18 protein-coding genes are annotated in these 18,526 nt (G+C 57.8%); 7 read left to right on the top strand and 11 right to left on the bottom strand.

Going from position 1 to position 18,526, the window contains the following annotated elements:
• Positions 1 to 320 precede the first annotated feature (320 nt).
• Positions 321 to 1,712, bottom strand: a complete 1,392-nt coding sequence (locus BHU62_RS18235) for an amino acid permease (protein ID WP_073533305.1) — start codon at positions 1,710 to 1,712, stop codon at positions 321 to 323.
• Between the two features lie 57 nt (positions 1,713 to 1,769).
• On the opposite strand from BHU62_RS18235, the gene BHU62_RS25030 reads away from it, so the two are divergent.
• Complete coding sequence (locus tag BHU62_RS25030; protein ID WP_139282296.1) at positions 1,770 to 1,964, top strand: hypothetical protein; 195 nt, start codon at positions 1,770 to 1,772, stop codon at positions 1,962 to 1,964.
• Here BHU62_RS25030 and ydgH read toward each other — a convergent pair.
• Positions 1,957 to 2,907, bottom strand: a complete 951-nt coding sequence (gene ydgH / locus BHU62_RS18240) for a DUF1471 family protein YdgH (protein ID WP_073533307.1) — start codon at positions 2,905 to 2,907, stop codon at positions 1,957 to 1,959. The two genes, BHU62_RS25030 and ydgH, sit on opposite strands and share 8 nt — an antisense overlap.
• A 537-nt stretch (positions 2,908 to 3,444) precedes the next feature.
• Between ydgH and pntA the strand changes: the two genes are divergently transcribed.
• The 4 genes from pntA to BHU62_RS18260 all read left to right on the top strand — a co-directional run bounded on the left by pntA (position 3,445) and on the right by BHU62_RS18260 (position 8,612).
• On the top strand, positions 3,445 to 4,974 hold the full coding sequence (gene pntA / locus BHU62_RS18245; RefSeq protein ID WP_073533310.1) for a Re/Si-specific NAD(P)(+) transhydrogenase subunit alpha: 1,530 nt from the start codon (positions 3,445 to 3,447) through the stop codon (positions 4,972 to 4,974).
• A gap of 10 nt (positions 4,975 to 4,984) precedes the next feature.
• Positions 4,985 to 6,373, top strand: coding sequence for a Re/Si-specific NAD(P)(+) transhydrogenase subunit beta (pntB, locus tag BHU62_RS18250; protein WP_073533311.1), 1,389 nt, complete (start codon positions 4,985 to 4,987; stop codon positions 6,371 to 6,373).
• Between the two features lie 410 nt (positions 6,374 to 6,783).
• Entirely contained in the window at positions 6,784 to 7,566 is a 783-nt protein-coding gene (locus BHU62_RS18255; RefSeq protein ID WP_073533387.1) for an enoyl-ACP reductase, read from the top strand.
• Between the two features lie 146 nt (positions 7,567 to 7,712).
• Positions 7,713 to 8,612 (top strand): alpha/beta hydrolase, encoded by a 900-nt coding sequence (locus BHU62_RS18260; RefSeq protein ID WP_073533312.1) that lies wholly within the window; start codon positions 7,713 to 7,715, stop codon positions 8,610 to 8,612.
• Between the two features lie 52 nt (positions 8,613 to 8,664).
• Here BHU62_RS18260 and uspE read toward each other — a convergent pair whose 3' ends face one another.
• Positions 8,665 to 9,627 carry a universal stress protein UspE gene (uspE, locus tag BHU62_RS18265; RefSeq protein WP_073533313.1) on the bottom strand — a complete coding sequence of 321 codons (963 nt, stop codon included), beginning with the start codon at positions 9,625 to 9,627 and terminating at the stop codon, positions 8,665 to 8,667.
• Positions 9,628 to 9,752: 125 nt separating this feature from the next.
• A complete protein-coding gene (locus BHU62_RS18270) occupies positions 9,753 to 10,517 on the bottom strand; it encodes an FNR family transcription factor (RefSeq protein ID WP_004938278.1) in 765 nt (254 codons plus the stop codon).
• 392 nt (positions 10,518 to 10,909) lie between these two features.
• Here BHU62_RS18270 and BHU62_RS18275 point away from each other — a divergent pair, with 392 nt between their 5' ends.
• Positions 10,910 to 11,239: a hypothetical protein gene (locus BHU62_RS18275; protein ID WP_073533314.1), complete on the top strand. Its 330-nt coding sequence runs from the start codon at positions 10,910 to 10,912 to the stop codon at positions 11,237 to 11,239.
• Positions 11,240 to 11,255: 16 nt separating this feature from the next.
• A complete protein-coding gene (locus BHU62_RS18280) occupies positions 11,256 to 11,783 on the top strand; it encodes a glycine zipper family protein (RefSeq protein ID WP_073533315.1) in 528 nt (175 codons plus the stop codon).
• Here BHU62_RS18280 and ogt read toward each other — a convergent pair.
• The 7 genes from ogt to BHU62_RS18315 form a co-directional block, all read right to left on the bottom strand.
• Positions 11,780 to 12,310, bottom strand: a complete 531-nt coding sequence (gene ogt, locus BHU62_RS18285; RefSeq protein WP_073533317.1) for a methylated-DNA--[protein]-cysteine S-methyltransferase — start codon at positions 12,308 to 12,310, stop codon at positions 11,780 to 11,782. The two genes, BHU62_RS18280 and ogt, sit on opposite strands and share 4 nt — an antisense overlap.
• 219 nt (positions 12,311 to 12,529) lie before the next feature.
• Positions 12,530 to 12,841, bottom strand: coding sequence for a hypothetical protein (locus BHU62_RS18290; protein WP_073533321.1), 312 nt, complete (start codon positions 12,839 to 12,841; stop codon positions 12,530 to 12,532).
• A 308-nt stretch (positions 12,842 to 13,149) separates the two neighbouring features.
• Positions 13,150 to 14,004 (bottom strand): tagatose bisphosphate family class II aldolase, encoded by an 855-nt coding sequence (locus tag BHU62_RS18295; RefSeq protein WP_073533324.1) that lies wholly within the window; start codon positions 14,002 to 14,004, stop codon positions 13,150 to 13,152.
• Positions 14,005 to 14,013: 9 nt separating this feature from the next.
• A complete protein-coding gene (locus BHU62_RS18300) occupies positions 14,014 to 15,180 on the bottom strand; it encodes an SIS domain-containing protein (RefSeq protein WP_073533327.1) in 1,167 nt (388 codons plus the stop codon).
• A 25-nt stretch (positions 15,181 to 15,205) separates the two neighbouring features.
• Complete coding sequence (agaR, locus tag BHU62_RS18305) at positions 15,206 to 15,976, bottom strand: transcriptional repressor AgaR (protein ID WP_073533329.1); 771 nt, start codon at positions 15,974 to 15,976, stop codon at positions 15,206 to 15,208.
• Positions 15,977 to 16,307: 331 nt separating this feature from the next.
• Positions 16,308 to 17,213 (bottom strand): ROK family protein, encoded by a 906-nt coding sequence (locus tag BHU62_RS18310; protein WP_073533332.1) that lies wholly within the window; start codon positions 17,211 to 17,213, stop codon positions 16,308 to 16,310.
• 18 nt (positions 17,214 to 17,231) lie between these two features.
• Positions 17,232 to 18,515 carry a Gfo/Idh/MocA family protein gene (locus BHU62_RS18315; protein WP_073533335.1) on the bottom strand — a complete coding sequence of 428 codons (1,284 nt, stop codon included), beginning with the start codon at positions 18,513 to 18,515 and terminating at the stop codon, positions 17,232 to 17,234.
• Between the last annotated feature and the right edge of the window lie 11 nt (positions 18,516 to 18,526).

Consider the following 18,526-nt stretch of genomic DNA (forward strand, 5'->3'; position numbering starts at 1 on the left):
CGTATTTCGGCGGTTTCATCCCGTTTTTTCTGCAAACGTCTGCGCATCGTCAAACGGCTTGCCCGCCAGGAGCAACTCGGGGGTGCCAACGAAGCGGCAACCCCAGCGCCTCGCGTTCTATGACCACGACGGCCATTTTCTACCCTTCCTGTCAGGGGTTCATCCACGTCTTTCGGTAATGCCTTAAATGATAATGATGATTGGTTGCATTTAAGATCGCAAGAGGGGCTGCTGACTGAGTGAGCAAAGACAGGAAACGCGCGAGAGAGGAAAGAAGGGGAAATAAAATGCGGCTGACGGGCAGCCGCATCGACAGAGAACTAGTGCAGCATAAACCAGCCGGCAGGCAGCGTAGCCGCCAGCAGCAAGAAGATGCTGCCCTTTTCCAACCGATTCAGCAAATTGACATCGCGGTGGCCATGACGGGCATACATGAATACCAGCAGCCCTGGCGCGTACAGCAGTACCGACATCAGCAGGTGCATCAACCCTGAAGCGTACAGCAACCACAGCCCATAGACGCAGGCGCCGGTCGCGGCGAAGATCAGACGCTTGTCGCGACGGCGGTAAGCCACCTTAAACAGAAACGCGCCGACCAGGAAGTAAGGCACCAGGATCATTTCTGAAGCGATGGTCAGCAGTGAGTTGTAGTTGCTGCCGGTCAGCCAGATTAAGACCAGCGCCAGCTGCACCGCGATGTTGGTCAGCCACAGCGAAGAGGCTGGGGCGTGGTGGCGGTTCTGTTTGCCGAACACGCGCGGAAACGCCCCGTGCTGCGCGGCCAAGAGCGGGACTTCCGCCGCCATGATGGTCCAGCTCAGGTAGGCGCCGCACACGGAAATGATCAGGCCGGCGGCGATGAGCACGTCTCCCCAAGGGCCGATCAGCTCTACCATCAGCACCGCCATCGACGGGTTGCGCATTTCGGCCAGCTCGCTGCGCGGCACCACGCCCAGCGACAGCAGCGTGACCATCAGATACACCGCCAGCGCCGACAGCACCGCCAGCATGGTGGCGCGGCCAACGTCTTTCTTATTGCGGGCGCGGGCGGAAACCACGACTGCACCCTCCACGCCGATAAACACCCACAGGGTGATCAGCATGGTGTCCTTGACTTGCTCCCATACCGGCTTACCGAGCGCGATGCCCTGGAAATCAAGTGTAAACACGTCCATTTTAAAGGCGATGGCTGCCAGAACGGCGAACATTCCCAGCGGCAGCAGTTTGGCGAGGGTGGCCGCCAGGTTGATGCTGGCGGCGGTTTGCACGCCGCGTAGCACCAGCGCGTGCACGATCCACAGCAGGGCGGATTCGGCGATCAGCGCCTGCCAGGTGTTGCCATCACCGAGGATGACGTCGCCGCCACGGTCAGTGAAAATGCTCAGTGCCGCGAACACGATCACCAGATACGAGACGTTGGCGATCACGGCGCACAGCCAGTATCCCCAGGCGGAGCAGAAACCCACCAGCTCGCCGAACCCTTCTTTGGCGTAGGTGAAGATACCGCCGTCCAGATCCGGCCGCAGACGCGTAAGCAGCAGCATGGCGAAGGCCAAAAACAGAATGCCGACGCCGGTGATCCCCCAGCCCAGCAACAGCGCGGCGGGGCTGGCGACCTGCGCCATGTTTTGCGGCAGACTGAACACGCCGGCACCCAGCATCGAGCTGAGCACCAAAGCGGTTAGCGCGGTAAGACCGAGTTTTTTTTCCAATGACGGATCCTGAACGCAGAATAAACAACTGGAAGGGAACTGCTTGGCGGCAACAATGTGTTAACAACCACTGCGCGAATAGACAATAGCCCTAAAAATTGGCGCAAATTCTACGGAGGGATGATTAGAGATGCAATGATTGGATATGCGGAATTTACAAAAAATTATTCAGCGCGTGACGAAAATAACGGCAATAAAAACGGGCAGCTCAAGGGCTGCCCGATGGTAAACCGAAAAGCGGGTTTTATTTGAACAGATCGGCGCTGACGGTCAGGTTACCGCCGCTCTTGTTCTGCCACTGGCGGGTGACATGATAGTACTTGGCACCTTTCTCGGCTGCGCGTTTCGCCACTTCGGTCGACACGTCGGTCATGCTGTTGAAGTGGCCGGTGAAGGTGACGGAATCGAACGGCACCATCTGCGCGGCGGTCACGTTGTTCACTTCCTGGATCTTGGTGCCGTTAGGCAGCGTGACGGTATAGCGCTGGCCGGTAGAGGACTGGGTCTCGAAGAAACGGCCCACTTCGCGGCTTGGCGAACCGGAAGACGCGACGCCAGGGATTTCGACTTTCGCGGCTGCGGCGCCGCCGGCGGCCAGCGCGGCGCGGCCGGCGTCAGAATCGGCCGGGATGGCATCCGGGCTCTGCACGCGGCGTTTCGGCGCGTCGGCCTTATAGATGTAGGCGGTGACGAACTGGTTGCCGCCGGAGTTGGCGTCAACCTGGCGCACGATGAAGAACGAGGCGGCACCTTTTTTCTTCGCTTCTTTGGAGATGGCGTCGTTGATGTCCGGCTGGCTACGGTAGAAACCGCTGACGCTCACGGTATCGTAAGGTTCCAGCAGGTAGGCTTCATCTTTAGGCAGTTCATTCACGCCGTTAAATACGCGGTATTTTGGTGTTTTGCTCACTTCTGGCGCATCTTTATGGTAAAGGTCTGCGGTGACGCGCCAGTTGCCGCCATTATTGCTGTTATTGGTGTCCTGAATGTAGAAGGAGTCTGCACCCAGTTTGTCTGCACGGCGGGATACGGCGTCGACGGCTTCATTGATGGCATTGAAGCGGCCGGTAATCGTGATGCGATCAAACGGCTTCAGCGCCGCTGCTTTCTCAGGAGTTAACTCTTGCGCTGCATGAGCTGACAGCGCGGTGAGTGATAACAAGGCTGATGCGATGATCGTGGTCTTCAGCTTCATAAAAAATCCTTTCGCCTAGCGCATTAACGTTTATAACGTACTGAACTGTTTAAGTGTAATTCAGCCGTCGATTATTACATGTAATTCTGAAAACTGTCTCAGCATTTTATGTTATCCCGTGCGACAAATCGCCGAAGGCGGCGTAGGCCGCACGGATGGCGACACCGCCATAAGTTTCCATAATAAAGGCTTTGGTGTCATTAGTGTTAATTATTCACAAAATGATAACTTTTATGCTTTTCCACCGTATGCGGCCATAAATCGTTACGACGAGCGTAAACGTCACGACACGCAGAATGCGCTGTTCTGTATGGTTTTTTTCACTGTAAATTGCGATTTGTCATATCGCGTTAGACGTTTATATGTAAAAACAGAGTTGAATGCGTAAGCAATTATGGATCATCGACCTTATTTTCAGTAGGTTATAGTTGGCGTCCGAAATCAGTGCGGGCAAGTTAACGCCACGCTCGCCGGCGGCGCCGTGCTATGGGCAGGAAGATAATAAACATCATCCAAGACAGGTGAGAAGGGAACATTATGCGTATTGGTGTACCAAGAGAGCGGTTGGCCAATGAAGCCCGGGTGGCAGCCACGCCGAAAACGGTGGAGCAACTGCTGAAACTGGGTTTTACCGTCGCGATTGAACGCGGGGCGGGCAAACTGGCCAGTTTTGAGGACGTCGCCTACGAAGCCGCCGGTGCGGTGCTGGTCGACGAGAGTGAAGTGTGGCAGTCGGATCTGATCCTGAAGGTCAATGCGCCGCAAGACGACGAGATCGCCTTGATGCGCGAAGGCAGCACGCTGGTCAGCTTTATCTGGCCGGCGCAAAACCCCGAGTTGATGGCCAAGCTGGCGGCGCGTAACGTCACCGCGTTGGCGATGGACTCGGTGCCGCGTATCTCCCGCGCCCAGTCGCTGGACGCGCTGAGCTCGATGGCCAACATCGCCGGTTACCGCGCGATCGTCGAAGCGGCGCATGAGTTCGGCCGCTTCTTCACCGGCCAGATCACCGCCGCCGGCAAAGTGCCGCCCGCCAAGGTGATGATCATCGGTGCCGGCGTGGCCGGCCTGGCGGCGATCGGCGCCGCCGGTAGCCTCGGCGCCATCGTGCGTGCCTTCGACACCCGCCCGGAAGTAAAGGAGCAGGTGCAGAGCATGGGCGCGGAATTCCTCGAGCTGGATTTTGAAGAGGAAGCGGGCAGCGGCGACGGTTACGCCAAAGTGATGTCCGAAGCCTTTATCAAGGCCGAGATGGCGCTGTTCGCCGCACAGGCGGCGGAGGTCGACATCATCGTCACCACCGCGCTGATCCCAGGCAAACCGGCGCCGAAGCTGATCACCAAAGAGATGGTGGCGTCGATGAAGCCGGGCAGCGTGATCGTCGATCTGGCGGCACAAACCGGCGGCAACTGCGAACTGACCGTGGCCGACACCATTGCCGTGACCGACAACGGCGTGAAAATCATCGGCTATACCGATCTGCCGAGCCGCTTGCCGACGCAATCTTCGCAGCTGTACGGCACCAACCTGGTCAACCTGTTGAAGCTGCTGTCAAAAGAGAAAAACGGCGAGATCGACATCGATTTCGACGATACGGTGATCCGTGGCGTCACCGTGGTGCGCAGCGGCGAGATCACCTGGCCGGCGCCGCCGATCCAGGTTTCTGCCCAGCCGAAAGCGGCGCCTGCCGCCGCACCGGTCGCGAAACCCGAAGCCAAGCCGACCTCGCCTTGGCTCAAGTACGGCCTGATGGCGCTGGCGATCTTGCTGTTCGGTTGGCTGGCGGACGCGGCGCCGAAAGAGTTCCTGTCGCACTTTACCGTGTTTGCGCTGGCCTGCGTGGTCGGTTATTACGTGGTCTGGAACGTCAGCCATGCGCTGCATACCCCATTGATGTCGGTCACCAACGCGATCTCAGGGATAATCGTGGTCGGTGCGCTGTTGCAAATCGGCCACGGCGGCTGGGTGAGTTTCCTCTCCTTTATCGCCGTGCTGATCGCCAGCATCAACATTTTTGGTGGATTCACCGTCACTCAGCGCATGCTGAAGATGTTCCGCAAGAACTAAGGGGTAACAAATGTCTGGAGGATTGGTTACAGCTGCATACATTGTTGCCGCTATTCTGTTTATTTTCAGCCTGGCGGGCCTGTCGCGCCATGAAACCTCGAAGCGGGGCAACCTGTTCGGCGTCGCCGGCATGGCGATTGCCCTGATCGCCACCATTTTGGGGCCGGATTCCGGCAACGTCGGCTGGATCATCATCGCCATGATCATCGGCGGTTCCATAGGCGTCTATCTGGCGAAGAAGGTCGAAATGACCGAAATGCCGGAACTGGTGGCGATGCTGCACAGCTTCGTCGGCCTGGCTGCGGTGCTGGTCGGCTTCAACAGCTATCTGGATCACGGCGCGCCGATGGAGCCGGTGATGGCAAACATCCATCTGACCGAAGTGTTCCTCGGCATCTTCATTGGTGCGGTGACCTTCACCGGTTCGATCGTTGCCTTCGGCAAACTGCGCGGTATCATTTCTTCCAAGCCGCTGATGCTGCCTAACCGCCATAAGCTGAATCTGGCGGCGCTGGTCGTGTCGTTCCTGCTGTTGGTGGCGTTCGTGCGCACCGACAGCGTGGGTTGGCAGGTGGTAACGCTGCTGCTGATGACGGCGATCGCGCTGGCGTTCGGCTGGCATCTGGTGGCCTCGATCGGCGGCGCCGACATGCCGGTTGTGGTGTCGATGCTCAACTCCTATTCGGGGTGGGCGGCGGCGGCGGCGGGCTTCATGCTGAGCAACGATCTGCTGATCGTCACCGGTGCGCTGGTGGGTTCTTCGGGTGCCATCCTGTCTTACATCATGTGTAAGGCGATGAACCGCTCATTTATCAGCGTGATCGCCGGCGGTTTCGGCAGCGACGGTTCGTCTACCGGCGATGCCGAAGAGATGGGTGAGTACCGTGAAACCACGGCGGAAGACGTGGCCGAGCAGTTGAAGAACTCCACCTCGGTGATCATCACCCCTGGTTACGGCATGGCGGTGGCGCAGGCGCAATATCCGGTGGCGGAAATCACCGAGAAACTGCGCGCGCGCGGCGTGAAGGTGCGTTTCGGCATTCACCCGGTCGCGGGGCGCTTGCCGGGCCACATGAACGTGCTGCTGGCGGAAGCCAAGGTGCCGTACGACGTGGTGTTGGAGATGGATGAAATCAACGACGATTTCCCGGATACCGATACCGTGTTGGTGATCGGCGCCAACGATACGGTGAACCCGGCGGCGCTGGAAGATCCGCGCAGCCCGATCGCCGGCATGCCGGTATTGGAAGTGTGGAAAGCGCAGAACGTTATCGCGTTCAAGCGGTCGATGAACACCGGTTACGCCGGCGTGCAGAACCCGCTGTTCTTCAAGGAGAACACCCAGATGCTGTTTGGCGACGCTAAAGACAGCGTAGAGGCGATTCTGCGGGCGTTGTAACAATAACGCCGTTCAAAGAAAGTCTGTTAAGTCTCTTCAGCAAACCATGATATCGGCCCTGGGCAATTGCCTGGGGCCGATTGCATTTAATTGAAACTTCGATGATTTTCATTTCGAGGGTTTTTATATCTGTGAATTGGAATGATTTGATTTTAATATGATTTGCAGTTAATGATAAATCATTAGCATATTAAATATTTATAATTTATTTTTAATTGCACCATGATCTGAAATGGGAAAAAGAAATAATAAGACGCGCAATTAAAATAAATTAACTGGTCTAATATGTTCATTTTTTTTCATGCGCTACTGTGTTAACGATCGGTTAATGAAAGGTGGCTCTTTAGGTTTATTATGCGATTGATTTATTCTAAATGATATTATTTGTGGGTTTTTCGGGGTTAATAATAATGAGTCTTTTGACAGGTAAAAAGTTCTTAATTGCCGGTGTTGCCAGCGATCGCTCTATCGCGACGGGCATTGCCGAAGCGCTGTATGCACAAGGGGCAGAGTGCGCTTTCACCTATTTGAATGACAAACTGAAAGTGCGTGTTGAGAAGGTCGCCGAACGCTGTGGTTCGTCATTGCTTTTTCCCTGCGATGTGAATTCAGATGCGCAAATTGAAACGTTATTCGAGAGCCTTTCACGCCATTGGGCTACTTTTGATGGGTTTGTGCATGCCATCGCCTTTGCGCCTGGCGATCAGCTGGAAGGTGATTATTTGGAATCGGTCACGCGTGAGGGCTTTCGGATTGCACACGATGTCAGTTCCTACAGCTTTGTCGCGATGGCAAAGGCGGCCAAACCTTTCCTGAATCCCGGATCCTCGCTCATTACGCTCAGCTATCTTGGGGCGGAGCGTTCAATACCTAATTACAATGTCATGGGCTTGGCTAAAGCGTCATTAGAAGCCAACGTCCGTTTTATGGCGGCAAGCCTTGGCAAACTTGATATCCGTGTTAATGCAATTTCAGCCGGCCCCATTCGTACCTTGGCCGCGGCGGGAATTGCTAGTTTTAAAACGATATTGCACCAATTTGAATCAAGTGCGCCATTAAAACGCTGCGTTACCATCGAGGAAGTTGGCAATATCGCCGCTTTCCTGGCCAGCGATTTATCTTCAGCGATGACTGCCCAGGTATTGTATGCCGACAATGGTTTCAGCACGACGGCATTAGCTTTTTCTGGATGAGATGAGTAATTGTATGAATATTATAGCCTCTGGAGTTTAGATGTTTTTTAGAAAATGGTAGGGGTAATTTATAGTGACGCTGAGTATTTGTAACAAAGAAGTCTCCACGTTCTCTCCTGATATTTTCTCTTGATGAGTTAAGCGCCATGCACTACAAACAGAGGATCTCGGCGTCATATCGCGATGCCGATTCAGCTGAGTTTCGCGGCGATCTTACGCTGAAGCTGTTCAGAAGCTTAGTTAAGGTCGGTGAGGTTATTTCGCCAGGTTACACCAAGGGGAAAATGGAGAGTTTAATTTTCAGACCTAAAAAGAAAAAGCATGACCCCAAGGACAGCTTCCTGGAAACGGCGGATTCGACGGAGACATTTTCCCTCAGTTCAGGCATTCGTTGCCGATATTATCTTTGGGGTGGAGCCAAACCCGATGTGTTGTTGGTACATGGATGGGAGTCCAGAGCCTCACATTTCGCCAAACTGATCGATATCTTGGTTGCCAAGGGATTTTGCGTTGCGGCATTCGATGCGGTAGCACATGGGCGGTCTGACGGTGTAGAAGCCGACATGCTGGACTTTATGGAATGCATCTCCAAGCTTCATGCGATTTTTGGCGGAATAGATAGCATTATTGGCTACAGCTTCGGCGGCATTTCCGCGATAAATGCGGTAAAAGCCGGGCTGAGCGTCAATCGCCTGGGAGTGATAAGCTCACCGTCCAGTTTTTACGGCATCTTTGAGAAAGTGTCCATGCAGTTGAAGCTATCAAAGAGAATGCATGAACACCTGGAAGGGGTCATCACGCGGCGCTACCGCATTGATGCCGATGGCTGGGACCATTACAGTGCTTATCACGGCGTGGCCGAGCAACAGATCCCTCTGGTTGCCATTCATGACGCAAACGATAATTATGTCCATAAAATTGAAAGCGACATCCTGGTCGATGCCTGGCCAAACGCGACGCTGATCGAAACCCAGGGGTTGGGTCACCGGCGAATCATCACTTCCGCAGCGGCAATGCAGGCGTTTTGCGATGCGTTGTTAAAGTGAAAGGGGAAAACCGCTCACGACGCAGCGAGCGGTTTAAGATTGGTGTTAACGCTTAATCTTCGTCGTCATGCTCGTCGTCTTCATCCGCCGCGATCGGGCAGTTGAAGTTTTCCGGCTTAATCACCAGCAGATCGCATTTCAGATGGTCGATCACATGTTCCGCCGTGTTGCCGATAAAGGCCGCCGAAATGCCGGTGCGGCCCAGGGTGCCCAAGACCACCACGCCGGCCTGCAGGTGTTCGGCCAGATCGGGGATCACTTCTTCCGGCAGGCCTTTTTCCACGTGGGTGAACTCTTCTTTAATGCAGAATTTCTGCCGCAGCGCTTTCATGGCGATCAGATGCTGGCCGCGAATGGCGTCGTTGTAGACGCTCGGATCGAAATCGGGCAGCTCGATGGCGATGTTGATCGGGGTAACGGGGTAGGCGCCGACCAGGTGAACTTCGGTTTGGTTAACGTTCTGCGCCAGTTCGACGGTTTCTTGCACCAGTTTGATATTGAGCGGGTCGTGATAGGGTTCTTCGCTGGCCAGGTTGACCGCCACCAGCGCTTTACCGCCTTCCGGCCAGGGTTGATCTTTCACCATCCACACCGGACAAGGGCATTTGCGCAGCAGGTGCCAGTCGGTGGGAGTGAAGATCACCGACTCCAGCCGATCGTGCTGGTGCGCCATTTTCAGCAGCAGGTCATGTTGACCGGAAAGCACTTCCTGAATGATGGCTTCGAAGGGGCGATTATGCCAGACCACTTTGATTTCGATCGGCACGCCTTCGTTGAGATAGAAGCGGCATTGCTCGTTGATCCAGGCGGCGCGTTGGCCGATCACGCCTTGCCGCATCGCCGTTCTTTCGTCCGGGGAGAGCAGGGTCGTCATTTCGTAAGAGAAGTCATAAATGGGCAGGAAGGCTTTGATGCGCCCGCCGTTTCGTTTTACCAGGTATACGGCGCGACGCAATGCCGGCTGATCGTCCTGATTGGGGTCAATAGCCACCAGAAGATTCTGATACTTCGCCATAGGGCCTCCTTACAGCTGAAATCAACAGTCTGTTAATTTACAGAGTAACCCAACATTGAAAAACAGAACAACAACAGAAGCGTGCCGGATCAACAATTTCGGTGAAATGTTGATCCGGCAGGGGATTAGGCGTTGACGGTCACGTTGATGCGCGGCGTACCGGCCAGCACCGACAGGGCGTCGGCGTTTTCGATGGTGATGTATTTGCCTTTCACGCTGAGGATTTCGCTTTTCTGGAAGCGCCCCAACAGGCGGCTGATGGTTTCCACCGTCAGGCCGAGGTAGTTGCCGATGTCGCCGCGGGTCATGGTCAAACGGAACTCGCGCGGTGAGAAGCCACGCTCCGCGAAGCGGCGGGACAGGTTATAAACGAACGCTGCCAGGCGCTCTTCGGCGTTTTTCTTCGACAGCAGCAGGATCATGTCCTGATCGCCTTTGATCTCGCCGCTCATCAGCCGCATGATCTGCTGACGCAGGTTAGGCATTTTGCCGGACAGATCGTCGAGGGTTTCGAATGGGATCTCACACACCATCGAGGTTTCCAGCGCCTGGGCGAAGCTTGGGTGCTTCAGACCGCCGATGGCGTCGAAGCCGACCAGATCGCCCGCGAGGTGGAAGCCGGTGATCTGCTCGTCGCCTTGCTCGGTGATGGTGTAGCTCTTGATGGTCCCGGAACGGATCGCGTACAGCGACTTCAGCTCATCGCCGGCCTTGAACAGGGTTTGGCCCTTCTGGATTGGCTTTTTCCTCTCGATAATGTTGTCGAGCTGGTCCAGCTCGTGAGCATTAAGAGTGAAAGGAATGCACAGCTGGCTGATGCTGCAGTCCTGGCAATGGATCGCACAACCACCAGACTGGATACGACGAATCACGCGTTTTTCCGGGATCATAGATTACGCTCATTCAATAATTGATATGAGTCAATTTTAACATCTTTTGCCGCAGCTGATAAGGGTGGCATTAGCATGAATAGGGGTATTGTGTGCGAATTTTGCGCACACATGCCGCCGATTGTTCTGTATCACGCTGAAGTCGCTATATTTATTTAACACTTGCACTCAACATGCGGCCGGTTTGCCGGTGGCGTGAAGCGCGGTGATGACCGAAAGCGGCGTTTGCGGCGCACGGCGGCGAATTTCAGCGGCGTGAATCAATCATCCTTTGACACACTTGCTGGCGAAAGCTTGTCGCATTTACCCCAATCATCGCCGCAAAGCCGCACCGCGCCGGCGTTATCCTGATGTCAGATAGGCTGGTGAACGATCCTGTTCGGGAGCGGATGATGAAAAAGCGCATACTGTTGATGGCGGTCGCCGGGGTGTTGATGACGATCGGCGGCGCCGCCTTCGCCCACGGTTATTATGGCCACGGCGGCTACCGGCACGGCTATTACTATGGCGGCCCTCGCGTGGTGATTGGCGTGCCCTGGGGGCCGCCGCCAATCTATTACGCGCCGCCGCCGGTGGTGTATGTCACACCGCCGCAAACCTATATCGAAAAACCACCGAGCTACGTCTATTACTGCCGCCGTCCGGCGGGCTATTACCCGCAGGTACCGCGTTGTCCCGACGGTTGGATGAAAGTGGTGCCAGACAGTCCGTTATACCGGTGATTGAAGGCGGTGCGTGATGAGACACTCTTTTGCTTTTCCAATTCTGGCGCTGGCCGGGCTGTTGGCCGGCTGCGTCTCTGTGCCTTCCGGGCCGGAGGTGACGGCGCTGCCCGGCACGGGAAAAAGCTACGAACAATTCAATCGCGATGAGGCCATGTGCCGCGGCTATGCCCAAAACAGCCTCGGCGGCGGCGCGCAAACGGCGGCCAATTCGGCGACGGGGGCGGCAGTAGCGGGCACGGCCGTCGGCGCTGCGGCGGGGGCGTTGATCGGCGCCGCGTCCGGTCATGCCGGGCCGGGCGCGCTGGTGGGCGCGGGCGGCGGTCTGCTGGTCGGCAGCGCGATGGCTAATCACTCCGCCTGGCGCAGTAGCGATGATCTGCAAAACCGTTACGATACCGTGTATACGCAATGCATGTACGCCAAAGGCAATAAAGTGCCGGCGGCCTACGGTTACGGTGAAGCGTCGCCGCCGCCGGTGCCGCCGGATTATTATCCCGCCGCACCGACGGATGGCGTGCCGCCTGACTATACGCCGCGTTAGTGCGTGAGCAGGTCCCGTGGCAGGTAACCTTCGTGCTGCAACAGCCACTGTTTGCGCTGTACGCCGCCCGCATAGCCGGTCAGCGCCCCCTGCGAACCGATCACCCGGTGGCAAGGCACTACGATACTGATCGGATTTGAACCGTTGGCCATGCCGACCGCGCGCGAAGCGGTCGGGCGGCCGATGCGATGGGCCAGCTGGCCATAGGTCAGGATCTCGCCGCACGGGATCTGGCGCAGCTGTTGCCAAACGGCGCGTTGAAACTCGGTGCCGGCGGTCATTACCGGCAACCGGTCGATGATGCTCAGCTCACCGGCGAAATAGCGCTGCATCGCATCGGTCAGCCCGCTGGGATCGCGCTGTTCGCGCAAGGTAAAACGATCGGCGCGATAATGGGTATTCAGCAGCTTCATCAGGCGCGCTTCGTGATCGGTCCAGTCAACCGCCCGCAGGCGCCCCTGTTCATCGGCAATCAGCACCAGTTCTCCCACCGGCGTAGCGGTACGATCAATCAAAAAAGTCTGCATCTGGATCACTCCTCGGTTTGGTGTGGCGATTATCGCATGAAAGTGGGGGCAGCGATGGCGGATTTCGGACATGCTGATGGGCAACCGTAGGGTTGCCCGAATAGCCGGCTTACGATAAGGCGAGTCGCCATTGTTCGATAAATTTATAAAATAAATTTATAAATAATCTCGGCTGATTGTGACTTGTTTAATCTTGCGGCAAATATTAACTCTTTGGGGTTATTTATAGCTGATGGTTACGCGCTTCAAATGCGGATCGTTATTCACAAATTCGCTGGTGACCGCAGAAACTAACTCTTTGGGTATGTCCTTCAGCGAAGATGAAATATAGCCGTTCTTGTTTTCCGCTAGTTTAACGAAACAGTTGGAGATGAGCTGTTTATCCTGATGTTCAACGCTGCAGGTCGGGAAGGTGATTTTGCCGGTAAAGTGTATCACGCCAGAGCCGGCCTGGCTGTCGGAAAGCGGTTTTGCTTGTAGGGCGAAGGGCAGAATGACCAATGCGAGTAATACGGCTAAGTAATGGTTCATATGCTGTTCCTTTCAGAGTAAAAACACTGCCAATTAAAAAAACAAGCGGGCTTGTTTTCATAAAATAAACTATTTCGCTTGGCGAAATAAAAACGAATGGGCAAAAATCCTACTGCCTGAATTCAATGGATTTGATAATAGGGAGCTGAGGTGAGTAAAACCATGATTTGGATCATAGTGAAGGCCGGTTAATGATTGTCGAGGCGAGCGGTATGAAAGGCTGTGATCGTTATCGCAGGAAAGTGGGGAATGGCGGAGGAGTATTTCCGTCTCCGGCGTCCAATGAGGCGCCGGAGACGGGAGCGGGGTTACAACATGCCGCTGCTGCCGCAGATGCGGATCTTTTCCGCCACCACTTCTTTCATCGCCAGCTTGCCGGGGACGATATATTTGCGCGGATCGTTGGCATCCGGATGCTGTGCAAAGTAGCTTTTCACCGCATCGGCGAAGGCGATTTTCAATTCGGTGGCGACGTTGACCTTGCAGACGCCGAGCGAGATTGCGCGCTTGACCATCGCTTCCGGAATGCCGGAAGCGCCGTGCAGCACCAGCGGCACGTCCACCTGTTCGCGGATCAGCGCCAGGCGCTCGAAGTCCAGTTTCGGTTCGCCGTGATACAGACCGTGGGCGGAACCGATCGCCACCGCCAGCGAATCGATGCCAGTGGCGGCGACGAATTCGCGAGCCGCCGCCGGGTCGGTATAGAAACTGTCCGCCGTATCGACGATCAGATCGTCTTCCTGCCCGCCCAGGCGGCCCAGTTCCGCCTCCACGCTGGCGCCGTAGCGGTGGCACAAGGCGGCCGCAGCGGCCACTTTGGCGATGTTCTGCTCGAACGGCAGATGGGAACCGTCGATCATCACCGAACGAATGCCGCTTTTCACTTTGTGCTCGATGTCATCCAGCTCTTCGTGATGATCCAGGTGCAATGCCAGCGGCAGATCGTAGCGGTGCGCCGCCGCCTGGCAGATGCCGATCAGGTAGTCGGTGCCGGCATAGCTGAAAGTACCGGGCGTGCCGGCCATGATCACCGGTGAGCGCAGCTCGGCGGCGGTCTCCGCCACCACCTGCACGGTCTCCAGATTGTGGACGTTAAATGCCGGGACGGCGTAGCCCTGGCGCTGGGCTTTGAGCAGCATTTCTCGGTTGGCTATCAGATACATGGGATCTCCTTACAGCGCAGGGGAAGGAAAACGGTAAATCGTCACGCCTTTCACCACCCGGTTGACTTCGCCGGTCGGGCAGGGGTTGTCCGGGGTCAGCCCCAGCGCCAGCGAACTTTCGAAGGCCAGCATTTGGGTGAACAGCAGGTACGGGAACAGTAGCCAAATGTCGTCTTCGGCCGGATGCAGGTTCAGCATTCCGTCGGCCGTTGGCGAGTGGTCGCCGGTCAAGCCCACCATCTGCATCGCCAGCCCGTCGCGCCGCAGTTCGTTCCACAGATCGTGGTCATACTGGCGGGCGTAGTCGTCGTGGGAGAACATCACCAGCACCAGCGTCTGGCCGTCGACCATGAATTTCGGGCCGTGGCGCAGGCCGAGCGGCGAGTCGTAGCGCGTGACGATGCGGCCGGCGGTCAGCTCCAGCATCTTGAGCGACGCCTCTTCCGCCAGGCCGGTAAAGCAGCTGCCGCCGAGGGTGATATAGCGGCGAAAACCGCTGGCGGCCAGCGCTTTTACCTGCGGCTGCAGCGTTTCGCGCAGTGCGCGGCAGCGCTGTACCATGGCGTTCAGCGGCGCGTGGGCGGCCTCCAGCGAAGCCGGGCCGAGCAGCAGTGCGGCGCCCAGCATCATGCAGCTGAAGCTGGAGGTCATGGCGAAGCTTTGATCGTTAGATCCCTGCGGCATCACCAGCGAACAGACGTTGTCGCGCCGATGTGCGTACTGCGCCAGGCGGCTGTCCGGGTTGCACACCAGCATCAGGTGATAGCTTTCCGGCAGCAATTGGTCGGCCAACTCCACCGTCGCCACGCTTTCCGGGCTGTTGCCCGAACGTGCGAAGGAGACCAGCAGCGTCGGCCGCTCAGGATCGAGATACTGCCGCGGGTTGGCGACGATATCGGTGGTACCGTAGGCCACCACGTCACGGCCGGTTCTTTCGCGCAGCCAGGGCGCCAGGGCGCGGCCGGCGAAGGCCGAACTGCCGGCACCGCACAGCACGATTTGTAGCCGCGGATTGGCCAGCAGCGGTGCCAGAAACGGCTGCCACTGTGCCTGTTGATCCTGCAGTTGCCGGTGCAGCGCCGCCCACAGATCCGGCTGTTGCCAAATCTCGGCGGCGGTGTGCCAGGCGTTGCGCTGCTTTAGCCAATCCGCCTCGTAAGAGAAATATGCGTTCATGATGACAACTCCTTAAAAGCCTCGGTTAACGGTCGGCGATAATCACGTCGATCCCTAAATGGTGCAGCGCCTGCAGATAGTGTTCCGGAATGCGGCTGTCGGTAACCAGGCGGTGTATCTGGCCGATTTCGCGGATCATGCAAAAACTGGTGCGGCCGAATTTGCTGGCGTCGGCGATGGCGATCACTTCGCGCGCCACTTCGCACATCACGCGGTTCAGCTGCGCTTCGCCCGGATCCGGCGTGGTGATGCCGGCTGCCAGATCGAAGCCGTCGACGCCGAGAAACAGTTTGTCGAACCGGTACTGGCGCAGCTGCTGCTCGGCGGCGGGGCCGTACAGCGACCAGGCTTTGCGGCGCACGCTGCCGCCGATCACCATCAGATCGATCTGCTCGTTATTGGCCAACTCGAAGGCGATGTTCAGCGCGTTGGTCATCACCACCAGATCCTTCTTTCCCGCCAGCTGTGGCGCCATCTGGCTGGTGGTGGAGCCGGAGTCAAGGATGACGGCGTCACCGTCTTCGATCAGCGCCGCCGCCGCACAGGCGATGGCGTGCTTCACGTCGCGGTTGATACGGCCCTTGTCCTGCAGCGGGCGGTCGAAGGCGAACTGTTTGTTCAACATGGCGCCGCCGTAAGCGCGCACCGCACAGCCGTGCTTTTCCAACTGGCGCAGATCGCTGCGGATGGTGACGCTGGACACCGAAAACTGGTGGCTGAGTTGCTCCACGCGCACCGAGCCCTCGCGGCACAGCTGGTCGATAATTAATTCCCGGCGTTTTGCGGTATTGATCATTAACGCAGACTCCTGATTTACCTGTAGCCGTGCCCGACCGCGGCTTAATAAGCCGCAGCGATACCGACCGGAGCGCTTTCAGTTGTTCGTGGCGAATTACAGCAAACGAAACACTGAAATGCAATCGATTATTTTTAAAATATCTATATCTATCAGTTGTTTATATTTATTTCTGCTTTCGATTGGGTGATAACCGAAAGCGGTGTTAACGTAAAGTGAAAACGGCAAATTCGTTATTTTTCAGTCGACAATTCTCGGCGTTTATTCATTCGCTCCGCCGGCGGCGAAAGCCGCGGCGGTATATCGACAACCGCCGGGCTTTCACTGTTTTTTATGCCGGCGCACGCAAAAGCGCGGCACCGCGCACGCCGCTGCTGTCACCGTGCACCGGCGGGAACACCGCCGCCGGTTCCACGCCCGGCAGCAGCCAGCGCCGCATCGCCGGCGGCAACAGCCGGTAAAGTTCGCCGACGTTGGACAACCCGCCGCCCAGTACGAAGGCGTCGACGTCCAGCAACAGCTGCAAACCGGCCAGCGCGCTGGCCAGAATGTCGACGTAGACGGTTATCAACCGCTGTGCGAGCGCATCTCCCGCGCGGTAGCTGGCAATCAGCGCCGGTACGTCGGCGGCCGGGTGGGCGAAGTGGCGGCTCAGCGCCAGTAGCCCGCTGCCGGAGACGTAGCGTTCAAAGCAGCCGGTCAGCCCGCAGTTGCAGCCGAACAGCGGCAGATCGTAACGCTGCGCCAGCTGGGCGGAGATCGGCATATGGCCCCATTCGCCCGCCAGCCCGTTGCGCCCCTTGTGCAGTTGCCGGTTCACCACCAGGCCGCCGCCGGCGCCGGTGCCGATGATGGCGCCGAACACCAGCGGCAGGTGTGCGGTTTGCGGCGTGCTGGCTTCCGACAGCGCAAAGCAGCGGCAGTCGTTCTCGATGGCGATCGGCCGCGCCAGCGCCTGCGTCAAATCGTCCGCCAGGCAGTGGCCGGTCAGGCAGGGCACGTTGACCGCCAGCTGACGGCGACTGACGGGATCGGTGATGCCCGGCAAACCGATGCCGATGCTGCCGCGCGTATGCAGCTCGCGATCCGCTTGGTCGACCAGCCCGGCGATGCAGGCCACGAACTCGTCGTAGTCGCCGGTTGGGGTGCGCACCCGCTGGAGCAGCACCTGATTAAGCCGGCGATCGTAAGCGGCCATTTCGATCTTGGTGCCGCCGATGTCAAAGCCGTAACGCATCTCTCTCGTCGCCATGTTTCAGGCTCCGCTCAGGGCGATCACCGCCGCTTCGCGGCGCGCGCGTTCGGCGGCGAACACCATCAGGTGGCTTTCCAGCGCTTCCGCCGGGCCGGACAACACCTGGTTCGGGTCGTTGGCGCGAATGGCCGCGATAAAGTGCTGCATCAGGTAGTAGTCGCCGCCGCCGTGGCCGGCCATGGCGTGCAGATCCTGGCCGGCGTCGGTGTCGTAATGCGTCTCGCCATCGTCGAGGAACGAGGTGATGCGGATATGGCGGCCGTCGCCTTCCAGGCAGCCGCGGCTGCCGAAGATGCGGGTATGGCGATCTTCGTGGCGGGTAAAGGCCGTCATGGTGAACGACGCGGTGCGGCCGCCGGCGAACTGCATGTTGACCACCTGATGATCGACCACGTTATTGTCGCAGCGGTAGACGCAGCGGCCGTAGGGCCCGTCGCGCAGCGCCGCCTGCAGATGCGCCTGGTCCGGCTCTGGCGTCAGCACGCGCAGGAAGCCGGGCGTGGCCTTGTGGTCGTCCCCCAGATAGATGCGTTTGGCGGAATAGGGGCAGTTTGCCTCCACCGTGCAATCGAGACAGTTGTCCGCTGCACCGGCCGGCTGGTTCTCCCGGCGGAAGTGGCGCAGGCCGCCGAAGGAGCTAATCTGTTCGCAGGGCTGCTCCATCACGTAACGGATCCAGTCGATGTCGTGGCAGGATTTCTGCAGCAGCATAAAGGCGGCCTGCCGATCGTTGCGCCAGTTGCCGCGCACGAAGGAGTGCGCCTGATGCCAGTAACCGACCGGTTCGAGGTGTTGCAGGCTGACGATGTCGCCGATCGCGCCATCGCGCAGCAACTGCTTGAGTTTCTGGGTATAGCGGGTATAGCGCAGCACGTGGCCGACCGAGAAGATCAGCTTTTGGCGCACCACCTCGGCAACGATGGCACGGCATTCGTCGGCGTCCGGCGACAGCGGTTTCTCCAGCAGCATGGCGTAGCCCTGGCGGGCGAAAGCCAGCGCCGGTTCCAGATGCATCTGATCCTGGGTGCAGATCAGCACCGCGTCGGCCAGCTTGCCGGCGTCGGCGGCCTGGCGCCAGTCGGTGAAGACGTTTTCCGGCGCGATGGCATGTTGCGCCACGAACTGTTCGCGGTAGGCGTCGCGTGGTTCCGCCACCGCTACCACCTGCATCAAATCAGGATGCGCCAGCGCATAGCGCGAGTAGATTTCACCGCGCGCGCCGGCGCCGACCACCAGCACCCGCACCGGGCGATGAGCAAAGTTGTTGGGTTGTGTTGACGACATTGCTGGATACT

The organism is Serratia marcescens, assembly GCF_001902635.1.
Classification (GTDB): Bacteria; Pseudomonadota; Gammaproteobacteria; order Enterobacterales; family Enterobacteriaceae; genus Serratia; species Serratia marcescens_F.

Coding starts and splice junctions, on each gene's coding strand:
- ydgH (WP_073533307.1), bottom strand. CDS start 2,907: ATGAAGCTGAAGACCACGATCATCGCATCAGCCTTGTTATCACTCACC.
- pntA (WP_073533310.1), top strand. CDS start 3,445: ATGCGTATTGGTGTACCAAGAGAGCGGTTGGCCAATGAAGCCCGGGTG.
- pntB (WP_073533311.1), top strand. CDS start 4,985: ATGTCTGGAGGATTGGTTACAGCTGCATACATTGTTGCCGCTATTCTG.
- BHU62_RS18255 (WP_073533387.1), top strand. CDS start 6,784: ATGAGTCTTTTGACAGGTAAAAAGTTCTTAATTGCCGGTGTTGCCAGC.
- BHU62_RS18260 (WP_073533312.1), top strand. CDS start 7,713: ATGCACTACAAACAGAGGATCTCGGCGTCATATCGCGATGCCGATTCA.
- uspE (WP_073533313.1), bottom strand. CDS start 9,627: ATGGCGAAGTATCAGAATCTTCTGGTGGCTATTGACCCCAATCAGGAC.
- BHU62_RS18270 (WP_004938278.1), bottom strand. CDS start 10,517: ATGATCCCGGAAAAACGCGTGATTCGTCGTATCCAGTCTGGTGGTTGT.
- BHU62_RS18275 (WP_073533314.1), top strand. CDS start 10,910: ATGAAAAAGCGCATACTGTTGATGGCGGTCGCCGGGGTGTTGATGACG.
- BHU62_RS18280 (WP_073533315.1), top strand. CDS start 11,256: ATGAGACACTCTTTTGCTTTTCCAATTCTGGCGCTGGCCGGGCTGTTG.
- ogt (WP_073533317.1), bottom strand. CDS start 12,310: ATGCAGACTTTTTTGATTGATCGTACCGCTACGCCGGTGGGAGAACTG.
- BHU62_RS18290 (WP_073533321.1), bottom strand. CDS start 12,841: ATGAACCATTACTTAGCCGTATTACTCGCATTGGTCATTCTGCCCTTC.
- BHU62_RS18295 (WP_073533324.1), bottom strand. CDS start 14,004: ATGTATCTGATAGCCAACCGAGAAATGCTGCTCAAAGCCCAGCGCCAG.
- BHU62_RS18300 (WP_073533327.1), bottom strand. CDS start 15,180: ATGAACGCATATTTCTCTTACGAGGCGGATTGGCTAAAGCAGCGCAAC.
- agaR (WP_073533329.1), bottom strand. CDS start 15,976: ATGATCAATACCGCAAAACGCCGGGAATTAATTATCGACCAGCTGTGC.
- BHU62_RS18310 (WP_073533332.1), bottom strand. CDS start 17,213: ATGCGTTACGGCTTTGACATCGGCGGCACCAAGATCGAAATGGCCGCT.
- BHU62_RS18315 (WP_073533335.1), bottom strand. CDS start 18,515: ATGTCGTCAACACAACCCAACAACTTTGCTCATCGCCCGGTGCGGGTG.